At 62.1% G+C, this 15,864-nt stretch carries 15 protein-coding genes; 11 read left to right on the forward strand and 4 right to left on the reverse strand.

The window, feature by feature from the left end:
• Window positions 1-30: 30 nt before the first annotated feature.
• From ABXS05_RS29505 to ABXS05_RS29520, 4 genes are read right to left on the reverse strand one after another with little or no spacing between them, the layout of a single operon-like run.
• Window positions 31-870 carry a MurR/RpiR family transcriptional regulator gene (locus ABXS05_RS29505; protein ID WP_367626338.1) on the reverse strand — a complete coding sequence of 280 codons (840 nt, stop codon included), beginning with the start codon at window positions 868-870 and terminating at the stop codon, window positions 31-33.
• Between the two features lie 18 nt (window positions 871-888).
• Window positions 889-1,560: an HAD-IA family hydrolase gene (locus ABXS05_RS29510; protein ID WP_367626339.1), complete on the reverse strand. Its 672-nt coding sequence runs from the start codon at window positions 1,558-1,560 to the stop codon at window positions 889-891.
• A 17-nt stretch (window positions 1,561-1,577) separates the two neighbouring features.
• Entirely contained in the window at window positions 1,578-3,095 is a 1,518-nt protein-coding gene (gene xylB, locus ABXS05_RS29515; protein ID WP_367626340.1) for a xylulokinase, read from the reverse strand.
• Between the two features lie 3 nt (window positions 3,096-3,098).
• The gene (locus tag ABXS05_RS29520) at window positions 3,099-4,580 is read right to left on the reverse strand and encodes an aldehyde dehydrogenase family protein (protein ID WP_367626341.1); all 1,482 of its coding nucleotides are present in this window, start codon (window positions 4,578-4,580) and stop codon (window positions 3,099-3,101) included.
• A gap of 276 nt (window positions 4,581-4,856) precedes the next feature.
• Here ABXS05_RS29520 and ABXS05_RS29525 point away from each other — a divergent pair, with 276 nt between their 5' ends.
• From ABXS05_RS29525 to ABXS05_RS29575, 11 genes are all read left to right on the forward strand, one after another.
• Window positions 4,857-5,999: a fumarylacetoacetate hydrolase family protein gene (locus ABXS05_RS29525; RefSeq protein WP_367626342.1), complete on the forward strand. Its 1,143-nt coding sequence runs from the start codon at window positions 4,857-4,859 to the stop codon at window positions 5,997-5,999.
• Between the two features lie 221 nt (window positions 6,000-6,220).
• Window positions 6,221-6,982: an SDR family NAD(P)-dependent oxidoreductase gene (locus ABXS05_RS29530; protein ID WP_311940263.1), complete on the forward strand. Its 762-nt coding sequence runs from the start codon at window positions 6,221-6,223 to the stop codon at window positions 6,980-6,982.
• A gap of 190 nt (window positions 6,983-7,172) precedes the next feature.
• Window positions 7,173-8,570 (forward strand): FAD-binding oxidoreductase, encoded by a 1,398-nt coding sequence (locus tag ABXS05_RS29535; protein WP_367626343.1) that lies wholly within the window; start codon window positions 7,173-7,175, stop codon window positions 8,568-8,570.
• A 285-nt stretch (window positions 8,571-8,855) separates the two neighbouring features.
• A complete protein-coding gene (locus ABXS05_RS29540; RefSeq protein WP_367626344.1) occupies window positions 8,856-9,092 on the forward strand; it encodes a hypothetical protein in 237 nt (78 codons plus the stop codon).
• Window positions 9,093-9,294: 202 nt separating this feature from the next.
• Window positions 9,295-10,452 (forward strand): transporter substrate-binding domain-containing protein, encoded by a 1,158-nt coding sequence (locus tag ABXS05_RS29545; RefSeq protein WP_367626404.1) that lies wholly within the window; start codon window positions 9,295-9,297, stop codon window positions 10,450-10,452.
• Entirely contained in the window at window positions 10,452-11,108 is a 657-nt protein-coding gene (locus ABXS05_RS29550) for an ANTAR domain-containing response regulator (protein ID WP_367626345.1), read from the forward strand. The genes ABXS05_RS29545 and ABXS05_RS29550 overlap by 1 nt, the downstream gene beginning before the upstream one ends.
• Before the next feature lie 22 nt (window positions 11,109-11,130).
• Window positions 11,131-12,372, forward strand: coding sequence for an urea ABC transporter substrate-binding protein (locus ABXS05_RS29555; protein ID WP_311940256.1), 1,242 nt, complete (start codon window positions 11,131-11,133; stop codon window positions 12,370-12,372).
• Between the two features lie 117 nt (window positions 12,373-12,489).
• Window positions 12,490-13,362: an ABC transporter permease subunit gene (locus tag ABXS05_RS29560; RefSeq protein WP_311940254.1), complete on the forward strand. Its 873-nt coding sequence runs from the start codon at window positions 12,490-12,492 to the stop codon at window positions 13,360-13,362.
• 17 nt (window positions 13,363-13,379) lie between these two features.
• Window positions 13,380-14,444, forward strand: a complete 1,065-nt coding sequence (locus ABXS05_RS29565) for a branched-chain amino acid ABC transporter permease (protein WP_367626346.1) — start codon at window positions 13,380-13,382, stop codon at window positions 14,442-14,444.
• Window positions 14,444-15,160 carry an ABC transporter ATP-binding protein gene (locus ABXS05_RS29570; protein ID WP_311940251.1) on the forward strand — a complete coding sequence of 239 codons (717 nt, stop codon included), beginning with the start codon at window positions 14,444-14,446 and terminating at the stop codon, window positions 15,158-15,160. Before ABXS05_RS29565 ends, ABXS05_RS29570 begins: the two co-directional genes overlap by 1 nt.
• Entirely contained in the window at window positions 15,153-15,860 is a 708-nt protein-coding gene (locus ABXS05_RS29575) for an ABC transporter ATP-binding protein (RefSeq protein ID WP_311940249.1), read from the forward strand. Before ABXS05_RS29570 ends, ABXS05_RS29575 begins: the two co-directional genes overlap by 8 nt.
• Window positions 15,861-15,864: the final 4 nt, after the last annotated feature.

Raw genomic sequence — 15,864 nt, forward strand, 5'->3', positions numbered from 1 at the left:
CGCAAGGCTCCGCCGCGCCTCTTCAGGGTTTCAAATCTTGTCTGTCAGCCAATTGTCGAGCGCAGGCAGTTGGTCGGGGAACTGGCTGCCGCTCGAAATGGCAATGGCGGTCACCAGCATGTTGGTGACCAGATGGTGGTTGAGACGCGATGCCAGCGGCGTCATCAGTTCAGTCCGGTCGTAGGGCAGGACGGCGACCATGGCATCCGTAACCCGTGCCAGCGGGCTCTCGCCGGCGGCGATCGAGACCACGCGTGCGCCGCGTGCCCGCGCAGCGATGGCGACTTCGACCATCTGCTTGGTATGTCCCGATTGCGAGAAGATCAGCGCGACTTCGCCGGGCTTGGCCCGTTCGGCATGCATCCATTGACGCTGCCTGCCCAGGAGGGCCTGGCACCGCAGCCCGAGACGTTGGAACTTGTGCTCGGCGTCGAGCGCATTCACCTCCGAAATTCCGGCTGCATAGATCCCGATCCAGCTTGCTGCCTGAAGCACACGCGCGGCTTCCGCGACCTGTTCGGGCACCAGATCCTCGGCCAGTCTCTGGATCGCGTTCAGCGAGTTCCGGCAGGTTTTGCGCACGATGTTGTCGATGCTGTCATCGGGAATGATCTGTTCGTAGGCGAAAGGCGCCGAGGGCACGAGGCTCTGCGCCAAATGCAGCTTGAACTCCTGATAGCCATCGAATCCGAAGCGGCGGCAAAACCGCATGATCGTCGGGTCGCTCACCGAGCAGGTCTCGGACAAGCGCGCCATGCTCATGTGCAGCACCTCCGAGGGTGAGGCGCTGACGAAGGCGGCGACCCGCCGCTCAGCCGGATGCATCTCCTCGCGTTCTTGTAGGATACGTTGCAGCAGGCTGACGGTCATCTGGCACTCTCCTTGCCGCTATTCGGCGGCGGTGGGTCTTGGATCGTGCTGCAACAGATCGGCCAGGCGGGTCAACCGATGACCGACAGGAACGTCGACCGAGGCGCCAGCTCCCCACGGAACAACGTAGAATGGCACACCCGCCGCCTCAGCCGTCGCGCGATCGACATTCGTGTCGCCGACATAGGCCCAGCTACCGGGCTCGAGCGCCATCGCTTCGGCGACAGCCATGAGATGACCCGGATCCGGCTTGGAAGCAGGCACCGCATCCGCACCAATCGCCGCATCGAAGAGGTCCGCCAAGCCAAGCTGCTCCAGGACCTTGCCGGTCACTGCGTGGTTCTTGTTGGTGCAGATGCCAAGCCGCGCGCCCGCCTGGCGCAAGGCCGCCAGATCCTCCGGGACATGTGAGAAAAACTGCGTCCTGCCTGCGGGATCGTCGAGATAGGCCTGCAGATATCCTTCGAACGCCCGCTCGACCGCCTCCTCGTCATAGGCGATGCCCTTGTCCTCAAGGATATCGAGGATCAGGCGCCTCGGTCCGTTGCCGATGAATTGCTCCACATAGCGCGGATCGAGTTCCGGCCAGCCATTGGCGGCAAAGCCTTTGCTGAGGGCCGCGGCTATGTCGGGCGCACTGTCGATCAAAGTGCCATCGAGATCGAAAATGAATGCGGCGTAAATCGGCATGTCGCGAGTTCCTACGGCTACTGGTCAAAAATGGCTTCGCCGAGCGCACCGAAGGTTTCGCTCAATGCTGGATACAGGTTGCGATAGGCGCGGTGGGCGCGGGCATAGACCTGGGCGGTGCCCGGGTCTGGGCGTTCCCGCGTCAGGTCACGGCAGCTGCGCGCCGCACTTGCCACGTCGGGCCACACGCCAATCGCCAGGCCCGCGACAAGCGCCGCTCCGAAGGCGGCCCCCTCGGCTGCACCGTCGGTCGTCACCACATCGCAGCCGAACATGTCGGCCTGAATCTGACGCCAGAGTGGCGAGCGCGCACCGCCTCCCGATGCCTTCACAATTTGCCCGTCGATGCCCATCGGCTTCATCAGCGCGTGCATATCGGCAAAAGCGTGGACAACGCCTTCCATCACAGCACGCGCAAGATCGCCACGCCTATGCCGAGCGGTCAGCCCGACAAAGGCACCTCTTGCCCCCGGATCGGGATGCGGGCAGCGTTCTCCGTTGAGATAGGGCAGGAACAGCAGGCCGCGCCCGCCGGCGGGACTCTGTGCCGCCTCCGCCACAATCTGATCAAAGGGGGTCAGCGTACCGTCTGACCCAGCCCACAGCGTCTCGCGAAACCAGCCCATCGCCCCGCCGGCGTTCAGCGAAACGCCCATGCAATGCCATTTGTCCGGCGCAACATTGCAGAATACCTGCAACCTGCCGTCCGGGTTGTCCTGCGGCGAGTCGAGTGCCGCGGCAAGAATGCCGGCCGTTCCGATCGTCGACTGCAATTCGCCGGGGGCAATCACGCCGGACCCGATCGTCTGAATGACGGCATCGCCCCCGCCACCGGCGACCGGTATGCCTTCGGGCAACCCGAACAGATCGGCACCGATGGCCGAGACCCGCCCGGTGATCACCTGCGATTCAAAGACCGGCGGTAGCAGGGCCGGATCGATCCCAGCCACCTCGATCAAGCCCTTGGCCCACTGGCGCCGCCGCACATCGAAGAGCCCCGTGCCGGAAGCATCCGAGACCTCCGACGCGACCTCCCCCGTCAGCCGCAGACGCAGATAATCCTTGGGATTGAGCATCACCTTCATGCGCGCGAACAGCTCCGGCTCGTGATTGCGCATCCACAGGATCTTGCCCCCGGTATAGCCGACCAGCATCCGGTTGTTCGTGGCGGCCAGTACTCCTTCGAGCCCCCCAGCCGCCTCGGTGATCGCAGCGCATTCGGCGCCGTTGCGCTGGTCATTCCAGAGGATTGCCGGCCGCAGCACCCGATGTCCCTCGTCCAGCGGCGTGAGCCCGTGCATCTGGCCGGAAAGGCCGATGCACGAGATCTCGATCTCTGGCGCCTTGGCCAGCGCGCCGGCAACCGCCTTGCGCGCGCCTTCGACCCAGAGTTCAGGATCCTGTTCCGACCATCCCGGATGCGGTTGCGATAGCGGATAAGTCTCGGTTTGCGCCGCGATGACGGCGCCATCGGCCGCAATCAACAACGCCTTGCACCCGGAGGTGCCGATGTCGATTCCCAACAGCGCCTGCATCGCTCAAGCCCCCACACCGTGATGCAGCCGGACATGCTTGAAATTGAAGTATTCAAGCAGCCCCTCGCGACCATGTTCATAACCGACACCGCTCTGCTTACGTCCCCCATAGGGTGCGTTCATGATCCCGGCATCGACATTGTTGATCGCTACATTGCCGTAATCCAGGCCCGCAGACAGGGTCTGGATCTCGGTCAGGTCGCGTGCATAGACATAGGAAGCCAATCCGTAGGGCGTGTCATTGGCCAAGGCGATCGCCTCGGACAGCTCGTCGTAAACGGCAACACCGACCAGCGGGCCGAAGGTCTCCTCGGTCATCACCAGCATCTGGTGCGTGCAGTCGGCCACCACGGACGGACGGAAGAAATGCCCCTTGGCATAGTCGGCGCCCTCGGGCGCCTTGCCGCCCGCGACCAGTCGTGCGCCCCTGGCCAGTGCGTCGTCCAGATGTGCCCGCGTCTTGGCCAGCGGCTCGCCCGAAGCCATCGCCCCCAGATCGGCGTCGGGCCGTTCGAGCCCATTGTGGACGCTGAGCGCCTCGGCCGCCCTGCCCAGTCCCGTGAGGAAGTCCTCATAGACGGAGCGGTGGACATAGATGCGGTTGATCGCGATGCAGATCTGGCCGCAGTTTCGGAAGCTGCGCCGCGCCGCGCCCTTGACCGCTGCCGCGACATCGGCGCTTGCCGTCACGACCATCGGACAATTGCCGCCGAGTTCCAGGGACAGGCGCTTCACCTGCGGGCAGCTTTGCTGGATATGCAGGCCAACCGCACTCGATCCGGTGAAGGCGATCTTGTCGACCTGAGGGTGCTCCACCAGCGCCTGTCCGACCTGCGACCCCTTGCCCGTCAGCACATTGACCACCCCTGCCGGGATTCCCGCCTCGGCGCATTTGGCGGCAATGGCGAGCGCGGTGAACGGCGTAATCTCGGCGGGCTTGATGACGATCGTACAGCCCGACGCCAAGCTCGCGCAAAGCTTCCAGCCCACGAGCTCGGCCGGATAGTTCCACGGAGTGATGGCGCCAACCACGCCGATCGGCTCGCGTACGACGAGGCTCTGGAATCCAGGCTGCTCGTTCGGGATGATCTCGCCATGAACGCGGGTGGCTTCCTCGGCATAGAAATGACAGGCCTCGGCGAGCTTGAGGATCTCGCCTTTTGCCTCGTTGACGGGCTTTCCCTGCTCGGCCGTCATGATCCTTGCCATCGCCAGAGCATCGGCTGCGATCGCATCCCCAAGCCGATGAAGCGCGGCCGCGCGCACCTTGGGCAGCTGCCTCGCCCAGGGACGGAAAGCACGGCGTGCGGCGAGGACGGCTTCCTCGACCTCGGCTTTCGTTGCCGCGGCGATCTGGCCGATGATCTCGCCTGTCGCCGGGTTCTCGACGGGAAGACGCCCGCCCCCGCCTTTTCGGAACGCACCTTCAATGAAGAGCATGCCATCCATCTGGGAAATCAGGTCGTAGGGGGTCTGGTTTGTCATGACGTATCTTCGCCACCTCCCGCTGTGAGCTATCGCTGCCCGTGCCCAGAGTGATATAGCATCACTACATATTGGCAAGAGAAATCTTGGAGGAGAGGCTGCCAAAATGGCGAAGAGCAGAAACAGCGGTTTTATACAAATAATTGATTATATTAGATTAAATTTATTTACCGGAATAGCCGAAGGAAGGGAAGAGCCCCGGGCACCCCTCTCAAAGCGCTTGACCAATGTCCTCCGCTATATGTAGTTTTGCTAGATATAACGAGGGAACATTCAATGCTGCCCACTTCGCCCGAAGCCGGGAAACTCGTTGGCCGCGTATGGCGGCCAGGCAAGGGCCCTTCGATCGTCATACTGCGCGACGGTACCCTCATCGATGTGACCGAGAGCGTGGTCTCCATGGCCGATTTTCTTGATACCGATCCTGCGGGTCGCTTCGATGCTCTCACCGGCGAGGCGATCGGAGTGCCGCAGGACCTGGTCCTCGATCCGGCCGAGATGGGCTATCATTCGAACCGCCCTTGCCTCCTCGCCCCGGCCGACTTCCAGGCCCTGAAGGCCTGCGGGGTGACCTTCGCGCAAAGCATGGTGGAGCGCGTGATCGATGAGCGTACGTCCGGCGATCCGGGCCGCGCGGACGAACTGCGCCGGCGGATAGGAGCGGCAATCGGCGGGAGCCTGTCGAACATCGAGGCGGGTTCGGCGAAGGCCGCGGAGGTAAAGGCCGCGCTGATCGCCGAAGGGCTGTGGTCGCAATATCTCGAGGTGGGCATAGGCCCGGACGCCGAAGTCTTCACCAAGTCACAGCCAATGTCGGCCGTGGGCCCGGGCGCACAGATCGGGGTGAACCGGATCTCGAGCTGGAACAACCCCGAACCCGAAATAGTGCTGGCCGTCGACAGCAAGGGCACTATCCGCGGCGCGACGCTCGGCAATGACGTGAACCTGCGCGACGTCGAGGGACGGTCTGCCCTCCTTCTCGGCAAAGCCAAGGACAACAACGCCTCCTGCGCCATCGGTCCATTCATCCGGCTGTTCGACGACAACTTTACGCTCGCCGATATCGAGACTGCGACCCTGACCATGTCGGTTGCGGGAACAGACGGCTTCCGCATGTCGGCACATTCGAACATGGCGGAAATCAGCCGCAAGCCCGCCAGTCTGGTCTCGCAGACATTGAACAAGTCCCACCAATATCCGGACGGCTTCATGCTGTTTCTGGGGACCATGTTCGCGCCCACGCAGGACCGCGCAGAAAAGGGTTCGGGCTTCACGCACGCAAAGGGCGATGTCGTGGTAATCTCGACGCCGCTTCTGGGCACGCTGCAAAACACTGTCGTCTACTCCGACGAAGCGGCACCATGGACCTTCGGCACGCGTTCGCTCATGCGCAATCTGGCAGGGCGAGGACTGCTTTGAGCTGCGGGCGAGCCAGACTGTCCGACACCCCGGGCCCTTGGAAACTCCCAGCGTGAACGAGGGCCGTCACGCCCTCTTTGCTGAATGTCAGGGCTGCCGTTCGGAGGAAACCCGTGCTGCGAGTCTGCGGGTTGTAGCCATGTCGAACCGCGCTGCCCTGCTGCCTCGCACGCTGATGGCAGCAAGCCGTCACCCTGCCTGCCAAGCCGATGGAGGAACGAATGGACTATAGGGCGAAGTACGATCTGATGGGCAAGCTTGCGCTGGTCACCGGCGCAGGACAAGGGATCGGAGCCGCTATCGCCGAGGCGCTCGCGGCGACCGGAGCCGAAGTGATCTGCACCGACATCAAGCGCGAGCGGGCACAAGCCACCGCACTCGATCTGAGCTCCAGGGGCCACAAAGCACGGGCGGAGGTTCTGGATGTCACCGACAGCGCGTCGATCGACGCATTGGCGAGCGCCTTGCCCCCGCTTGACATATTGGTCTGCAACGCGGGGATCGTGACCAACACGCCCGCCGAGGACATGACCGACGCGGAATGGGACCAGGTCATTGCCGTCAACCTGACAGGCGTGTTTCGCACCTGCCGCGGGTTCGGCCGGCGGATGCTGGAGGCCGGGACGGGCTCAATCATCAATATCGGCTCGATGTCCGCCCAGATCGTCAACATCCCGCAGCCGCAGTGTCACTACAATGCCTCGAAGGCAGGCGTGCACCACCTGACAAAATCATTGGCGGTCGAATGGGCCAAGCGCGGCGTGCGGGTGAATGCGGTCGCACCCACCTATATCGAGACGCCGCTCCTGCATGGTCTCGAGAACCAGCCTGGCTTGGTGTCGCGCTGGCTCGACATGACGCCTGCCGGGCGATTGGGGCAACCTTATGAAATAGCCTCCGTCGTTCAGTTCCTGGCCTCGGATGCATCGAGCTTGCTGACGGGCTCAATCATCAACGCCGATGGGGGCTATACATGCATTTGAGAACTCGTTGCCTTGGCGCTGGCCCGGATGAACCTTCCTCACGCAGCTCGATACCCTTGTCCTGCCTGCCGCCCTGCCGGCATCGGTCGAACCGCAACGGCGTGGAACCACCGGAAATCCCAAACGCGATGGCGACTATGCGCAGCGCGACGTAGACCACCTGACACCCCCTCTCCCAGGCGAACCAGCCATGCCCCCCATCGATGACCATCTGGCCATTTTCGATCCTGTCACCGATCCCGACCAGGCCGAGCGCTATCTCACCGACTGGCCGCGCGATGCGAAGGGACGGGCTCGCGCTATCCTGCGCCCACGCACCGTCGAGGAGGTTGCGCAGATTGTGCGTCTATGCGCCGCCGCCGCCATTCCCGTCGTACCCCAGGGCGGCCATACCGGGCTTGTCGCAGGTGGGGTGCCTTCGGCTGACGGCACAGAAGTGGTCGTCAGCCTGGAACGGCTGAACCATATCCGCGAAATCGACCCGGCCAACTTCTCGATGACAGTGGAGGCAGGCTGCATCCTCGCCAATCTCCATGACGTCGCCTCCGAGCATGAGCGCCTCTTCCCCCTGGCGCTCGGCGCCCAGGGAAGTTGTCAGATCGGCGGCAACGTCGCCACCAATGCCGGCGGCCTCAATGTGCTGCGCTATGGCATGACGCGCAATCTCGTGCTCGGCATCGAGGCCGTGCTGCCGGACGGGCAGATCTGGAACGGCCTGAGGAAGCTGCACAAGAACAACACAGGCTACGACCTCAAGCAGCTTCTCATCGGTTCGGAAGGCACACTCGGCATCGTCACGGCGGTGAGCCTGCGCCTCTTCCCCAAACCGACGCAAGTGGAGACGGCCTTCCTCGCGGTGGAGAACCCCGCAGCTGCCGTCGCGCTCTACGGACTTGCCCGGCGAGACCTCAGCGACCTGCTCTCGGCGTTCGAGCTCATCGGCCATGTCGGCGTGGAACTCGCGCAGGAGGCAACGCCGGATTTGCGCCATCCCCTGGAAACCAGATCCTCGCACTATGTGCTGATGGAGGCCTCGGCCAGCGGCCTGGTCGACCTCTCTGCCCTGATGCAACGCTTTCTCGAGAGCGCGATGGAAGCAGGCCATGTCCTCGACGGCACGGTTGCTGCCAACAGCGCGCAGGCCGGTGCGCTCTGGCGCATCCGCGAGGACCTGGTGGAGGGGCAGGCCCGCCGCGGCCGTCATCTGCGCACAGATGTCTCGGTGCCGATTTCGGACATCGCCGCCTTCCTCGCCAAAACGGATGCTGCGCTGGCGCAGGCCGAGCCCAACGCCATTCCCGTAGCCTATGGACATGTCGGCGATGGCAACCTCCACTACAATGTGCTCCCGCCGCCTCACATGGCAGAGGGCGACAAGCCAGCTTTTCTCAAGCAGTGCGAGCAGGTGGTCTACGCCGCCCTGCCTGAATTCGCAGGCTCGATCAGCGCCGAGCACGGGATTGGCCGCGCCAAGCTTGGCTCCTACCTCAAAGGCCTGGCACCTGAGGAGAAAGCCCTGACGGAAGGCGTTAAGCGTCTCTTTGACCCCAAGGGCATCATGAGTCCGGGACGGTTGTTTGAGGTGTGAAGAAGTCCGCTCCGTCATATGCCGCACAGGAAGTTTACTTCCGCAATTGGTTGCGCGGCATGGGTACTCGGATTTGAACCTGTAATCGCAGGCGCTTCCTTTTTCTTGCACGTTAGAGAAAAATGACCTTTCTTCGAATCACCATTTTTCTTTAACTATTTGTTTTACATGACTTATTAATCGAAGAATCCATCAGAATTTCCTAAACGCCGATATAATATATTATTTTTAGGCCCGGTTCCTGCAACGCATAAAGTCGCACATCGGTTTTATTCATAAAAATCCGTGGCAATTACTGTATATTCGCGACCGAACAAGGTCGATGACCTCGTCACCAAGTCGCGCCGCTACTGCCTGAAGAACGACGCCTTCCAATCCGCCGCCTCTCTCCACGTCGCCATCAAGCACTTCATCAGCGAGCATAGCCAGCCGTCCCAGCCCTTTGTCTGGCGTTCCGATCCCGAGCGGCTCATCGCCGCCGGCAGATCGGGCGGCAAGTGCCGGAACCAATCCGGCAGATAAGAAGCCACGCCGACATTTAACGACTTGACAAATGATCAAATCTGGAGGAGCCTAATTTTAGAGCGCTGGGCAGAGCTGCCTATTTACGCGCCACATCTGATTACATTTCCAACAGGCGAGTGCGCTCTGCACGCGTATGGTTGGTGGCACGGACGCCCACGGCAGACCAGCCGCTGGGCGTTTTTTGTTTTGGAATGGGCTTATGTCGGCAACAAGGCATCGCATCGGAGTAATGTTCTCGACGACCGGCTCCTATAGCGTGGTCGCGCGCTCCATGCTGAACGGCGCCTTGCTGGCCTTCGAGGAGATCTCCCGGTCCTTTCCGGATCTCCGGCTCGAGCCTGTCGTGGTGAACCCCGGAGGTGACCTGGCACGCTATGCCGAGCATAGCCGGCAAATGACCAGCGACGGCATACGTCATGTGATCGGGTGCTATACGTCATCGAGCCGCAAGGAAGTGATCCCTTGTTTTGAAAAATACGATGCCCTGCTGTGGTATCCCTCACACTATGAGGGGTTCGAGACCTCGAACAATGTCATCTATACGGGCGCTTCACCCAACCAGCACGTGCTTCCGCTCGTACGCTACATGCTGGCCAATATCGGCTCGAACGCCTTCTGCGTCGGATCGAACTACATCTGGGCCTGGGAAAACAACCGCATCTTTCGCGAGGCCATGACGGCACAGGGCGGCAGAGTTCTGGCGGAACGCTATGTCGCCATCGGCGACACCGAATTCGGCCAGGTCGTCGACGCGATCCTCTCGGCCCGTCCCGATTTCGTGTTCAACAACCTCATCGGTGAGAGCGCCTATGCGTTCTTCCGTGCGTTTCGATCAGCTTGCCAAGCCCGCGGCATCGATCAGGCCGCGCAGATCCCCATCGCCAGCTGCACGCTCTCCGAACCGGAACTGGAGGAGATAGGCCAAGAAATGGTCGATGGTCATCTGAGTTCGTCTGTCTATTTCTCCTCACTGGAGACTCCAGCGAACAAGGCATTCACCAAGGCCTATGAGCGGTCCTTCCCAAATGGCCCGGCCACATCGGCCGATGCCGAGGCCTCCTATATCGCCGTGCAGTTGCTGGCACGCGCATTGTCGGCGGCAGGTACGGACGAGGTGTACGCCGTCAAGAACGCCGTCGCTCGCCAGAGGTTTACAGCACCGCAAGGCGAAGTCTGGATCGATCCTCAGACATTCCATGCCTGGCTCACGCCACGCATCGGCCGCTCGAACCGGAAGGCGCGCTTTGATGTGATCGTCGAGGAGGCCGGCCCCATTCAGCCCGACCCCTACCTCGTTCAGTCCTCGCCACGATATGCCGTTGTCTCCCACACGCCAAATTTGAGGATCGCAAAGTGATGGTTGCTCGCCTCCTCCAGAACTTCAACGGCAGCAGGGCCCTGATCGTTACCGCCAACCGCACCGCTGTCGAAGCTCTCGAAACAACGCTCGCGAAATTGGGAGTGACCAGCGAGTTCCTCATCGTCGCCGATGGCCGCGTCGACTTCGACATGATAAGCTTGAAGCAGGAGCGGGATATCCTCTTCGTGGACGGCGATCTGGACGGCACTCTTCCCCTGGAGACCGAGGGTGATCCACGCCTGCCACCAGTGCCAGTCATCGGGCTGGTGGGCGTGGAGGCACCGAGCCGGCTCAAGCGTCTTGTCAATCTCGGTGCGACCGCCTTCCTGCGCAAGCCGGTGCACAGCGCAGCCATCTATACCGCACTGTTCCTGGGCGTGAATCAGTTCCTGCTGCGCAATGATATGCAGAACCGCCTCGACGACATGGAGCGACGACGGCGTGGCCGCCGCTCGGTGATCAAGGCCGTGCTGACGCTAACGACACAGACCGGCATCGATGACGATGAAGCCTACAACCGGCTGCGGCGCGAAAGCATGCGTTTGCGGGTCAGCCTGGAAGAATACTGCGAGGAGTTCCTCGGCAGATGGGCGGCAACGCCCAAAATAACGGTGCGCGAAGGGCCCTCCGGCCGGCGTGCCGAGACAAAATAAGCGTCGACAGAGGAGAACTCACATGACTGGGAAGACCAAAAGGGGGCTGCGAGCCGCAACCCTCACAGGAACACTTTTGCTCGGCATGTCCCAAGCGCTCGCAGCCGACCCGATAAAGCTCGGCGTACTGGAAGATCAATCAGGCGACTTCGCCGTCGCTACCATCGGCAAGGTTCACGCGATCCAACTGGCCACCGACGAGATCAACGCCAAGGGCGGCATCGCGGGGCGCCCGCTGGAACTGGTCGTTTACGATACGCAGTCCGACAACACCCGCTACCAGGAATTCATGCGCCGGGTGCTGCAGCGAGACAAGGTCGACGCTGTCTTTGCCGGCTTCTCGTCGGCTTCCCGCGAAGCCTATCGGCCGATCGTCGACCAACTGGACGGATTCGCCTTCTACAACAACCAGTATGAAGGCGGGGTTTGCGACGCCCATATGATCGTTACCGGGGCGGTCCCCGAGCAGCAGTTCTCCACACTCATCCCCTGGATGATGGAGAAGTACGGCAAGAAGGTCTACACCCTCGCCGCCGACTACAATTTCGGACAGATCTCCGCCGAATGGGTGCGCAACATCGTCAAGGAGAATGGCGGCGAGATGGTCGGCGAGGAGTTCATCCCGCTCGGCGTCTCGCAGTTCTCGCAGTCGATCCAGAACATCCAGAAGGTCAAGCCCGATTTCGTGGTGACACTTCTGGTCGGCACGGCCCAGGCCTCCTACTACGAGCAGGCTGCGGCAGCGAATGTCGGCTTGCCGATGGCGTCCTCGGTGAATGTCGGCCAAGGCTATGAGCACAAGCGCTTCAAGCCGCCGAGCCTGAAGGACATGTATGTCACCACCAACTACATCGAGGAGATCGACTCGCCTTCGAGCAAGGATTTCGTCGCCAAATTCAAGGCGAAGTTCCCGAGCGAGCCCTATGTGAACCAGGAGGCCGAAAACTCCTACCTGGCGGTCTATCTCTACAAGCAGATGGTTGAACGGGCCAACGGCTCCACCAAGCGTGACGACTTGCGCAAGATCATTGCGCAGGGGGACGTGTGCATGGATGCGCCGGAGGGCAAGGTGTGCCTCGACCCCAAGAGCCAGCACATGTCCCACACGATCTATCTGGCGAAGGTCGGGGCGGACCATTCCATCACCTTCCCCAAGGTTTGGCAGGACATCAAGCCCTACTGGCTGGGCGATGCCGGCTGTGATCTCACCAAGAACGATCCGCAGGCGCAGTACACCCCGTCCAATCCCCCTCCGAAATCTTGAAGCAAGGCAGCAACTGTCTGGCCTGGAAGAAGCGCCGCTCCCGCAGCGGCGCCCATTCCAGGTCCCTCGCCCGCCTTGCAGGCGGCCTGGATCTCGAAATCAGGGTTGTTCCTCCCGATGGATGTCGGCACATTTGTCTTTTCCTCGCTCTACCAGTTCGGCGACGCATTCGCCTTCCTGGTTCTCTCCGCCTGCGGCCTCGCCGTCATCTTCGGCATGATGGGCGTGATCAATCTCGCCCACGGCGAATTCATCATGTGCGGCGCCTATGTCACGGTTTCCGCGGCTCATGCGGGGCTTCCCCTTCCCTTGGCCATCTGCGTGGGTACCCTGGTGTCGGCGGCCGTGGGAGCTTTGGTGGAAATCGTCATCATCCGCCATCTCTACCACCGGCCGCTCGACACCATCGTCGCGACGTGGGGCCTGAGCCTGATCGCCACGCAAGGCACGCTGATCGTGCTTGGGTCGACGATGATGGGAGTCGGGACGCCTCTCGGCAGCTTTCAGATGGCGGGCTATTCCTATTCGCTCTATCGCGTCGTGCTCTTTTTCATGGCGATCGGGGTGCTTGTCGGCCTCTATGCCCTGTTCAACTGGACACGTTTCGGGGTGATGGCCCGGGCCACGATCCAGGTACCGCACATGGCCGCCGCTCTCGGTATCGATACGCGTCTGGTCTACAGCCTGACGTTCGCTTTGGGAGCAGGCCTGGCCGGACTGGCCGGCGGGCTCTATGCGCCGACGATGACGCTGGTGCCGACCATGGGCACGACCTTCATCATGGAGGCCTTCGTCACGGTAGTTGCCGGCGGCGCTGACGTCTTTCTTGGAACGGCTCCGGCCGCGGCCATCCTTGCCATCGTCAAGTCGGGCATGACCTCCTGGCAGGGCCAGCTCTTCGGGCAAATCGGGTTGCTGATCGCCGTCATCATCGTGATCCGGGTTCTGCCCAAGGGCATTTCCGGCTTCATCCTGCGCGAACGAGCCTGAGACCGGGAGACGGGCATATGAACAGTCTCCTGCGTTTCCTGGGCTGCCTCGAAGGTCCACAGACGATGGGAAGGGGTCCGTCATTCTGGATCGGCTTCCTCATGGTGTTGGCCGCGGCATGCGCCTACCCGGCCTTCAGCGATGGCTACACGGTCGGTAACACGGTCTATTTCTTCACCTGGGCCTTCATGGCCCTCGGCCTCAGCCTCATCTGGGGCTATGGCGGTGCCCTGAGCTTCGGACAGACGGCCTTCTTCGGCATAGCCGGCTACAGTTATGGCATTCTCACCATCAATTTCGGGGCGAACTACGGCTTTACCCTGATTGCGGTCGTACTGGCAGTCGCCCTCGCGGCCTTCTTTGCTGCCTTGCTTGGCTATTTCCTCTATTTCGGCCGCATTACAGGGGTCTTCCTGGGCATCGTCACGCTTTCGGTGACGTTGGTGCTCGAGCGCTTCATGGCACAGACGGCCGGCCCGGAATGGCACATCGGCAAGGCTCGCCTCAACGGCTTCAACGGCATGAGCAACATGCCTGCTCTGACCATTCCCTGGCCTGGCGGCAATATCGTGCTGTTTCCCGACATCGGCCTCTATTATGTCGTGCTTGGCCTGCTCGTCGTGACCTATCTGGGCCTGCGCATCCTGGTGAATTCGCGCTTTGGCAACGTGCTCGTCGCGATCCGGGAGAACCCCGAACGGGCGGAAATGCTCGGCTACGACATCCGCAAGTATCAGCTGGGCGCCTTTGTGATAGGGGCGGGTCTCGCAGGGCTCTCCGGCGTCCTCTATACCAGTTGGGGTCAGTACATCACGCCATCCAGCATGGGCATGACGGCGGCTGCACTGCCCGTGATCTGGGTAGCCGTCGGCGGACGCTCCGATCTGACCGCCACTCTCGTGGGCACTCTGGTCGTGCTGTCGGCATTCCAGACTCTCACGATCTACGGCAGCCAGTACGCCCTGGTCGTCATGGGCTTGCTGCTCGTTCTCACTGTCCTGATCGCACCGCGAGGTCTCGTCCTGTCCGGCGCCGATCTGCTGGGGCGCCTCCTGCGCGGACGCAAGGAAGGAGGAGCCTGATGCCGATGCTCGAAACGCGGGCCCTCAACAAGCATTTCGGTGGCCTGCACGTCACCAACAATGTCGACCTTCGCCTGGAAACCGGCGAGGTGCATTGCCTGATCGGCCCGAACGGTGCCGGCAAGAGCACATTGTTCCGCTTGATCCTCGGCGAGCATGTCCCGAGCGATGGACACATATTGCTGGCGGGAGAGGACATCACGACCCTCAAGCCGTTCCAGCGGATCCGCCGCGGCATGAGTGTGAAATTCCAGGTGCCCGGCATCTTCAAGGCACTAAGTGTCCGCCAGAATCTCCAGATCGCCATGCAGCATCATTTCGATCCGTCCGCCCTGGCCGGTGAGATCGACCGCCTCCTGGAATTCCTTAATCTCGGCTCGGAGGCGGCCCAGGCCGCCGGCAATCTCAGCCACGGCCAGAAGCAATGGCTGGAGATCGGCATGGCCATCAGTCTCAAGCCCCGGCTCCTGCTCCTGGACGAACCGACGGCAGGCATGTCGCCGGAGGAGACCCACGCCACCGGCGAGATGGTCAAGCGCCTGAATGCCGACGGCATGACCGTTCTGGCAGTCGAACACGACATGGCTTTCGTCCGCCAGGTCGCCCACAAGGTCACCGTTCTCCATCTGGGGCAGGTCTTTGCCCAGGGTTCGATCGACGCGATTGTCGCAGACGAGCGAGTGGCGGCCATCTATCTGGGACAAGCTCATGCGTAAGGAAGTCCTGCTCTCCACTCTCGGACTTCGTGCCGGCTATGGCGGCAAGCCCGTCCTGCAGGGCCTCGATCTCGAAGTGCACGAGGGCGAGATCGTCGCCGTCATCGGCCGCAACGGCGTGGGCAAGTCCACGCTGATGAAGAGCCTGATCGGCCTGGTCCCCGTCATGGACGGCTCGATCATCTATCGCGGTACGCCCATCAACGATCTGCCTGCCCACAAAAGAGCGCGACTGGGCATCGGCTATGTGCCCCAAGGGCGGGATGTCTTTCCCCGCCTGACGGTCGCCGAGAACATGGCGGTGGGTGCGATGCGCAAACCAGCCAACGCCGGCAGCGGGCGCGCGCTCGACTATTTCCCGATCCTGCGCGAGCGCTGGAGCCAGCGTGCAGGTACCATGTCGGGAGGGCAGCAACAGCAATTGGCCATCGGCCGCGTGCTGATAGCGGAACCTTCCCTGATCCTCCTGGACGAACCCTCCGAGGGCATCCAGCCCAACATCGTCCAGGACATCGCCAGCATCATGGTCGAGCTCAACCGGGCGACCGGCGTCACCATCGTCCTGGTCGAGCAGAACATCGACATGATCCGGGCCATGGCACAGCGCTGCTACGTCATGGACAAGGGCCGCATCGTCGCGGCGCTCGATCGGGAATCCCTCGCGGACGGCGAGGCCATGCGCCGCCATCTCGCCGTGTGATCCA

The sequence above is a fragment of the Labrys neptuniae genome, assembly GCF_040797145.1.
GTDB classification, from domain to species: Bacteria; Pseudomonadota; Alphaproteobacteria; order Rhizobiales; family Labraceae; genus Labrys; species Labrys neptuniae.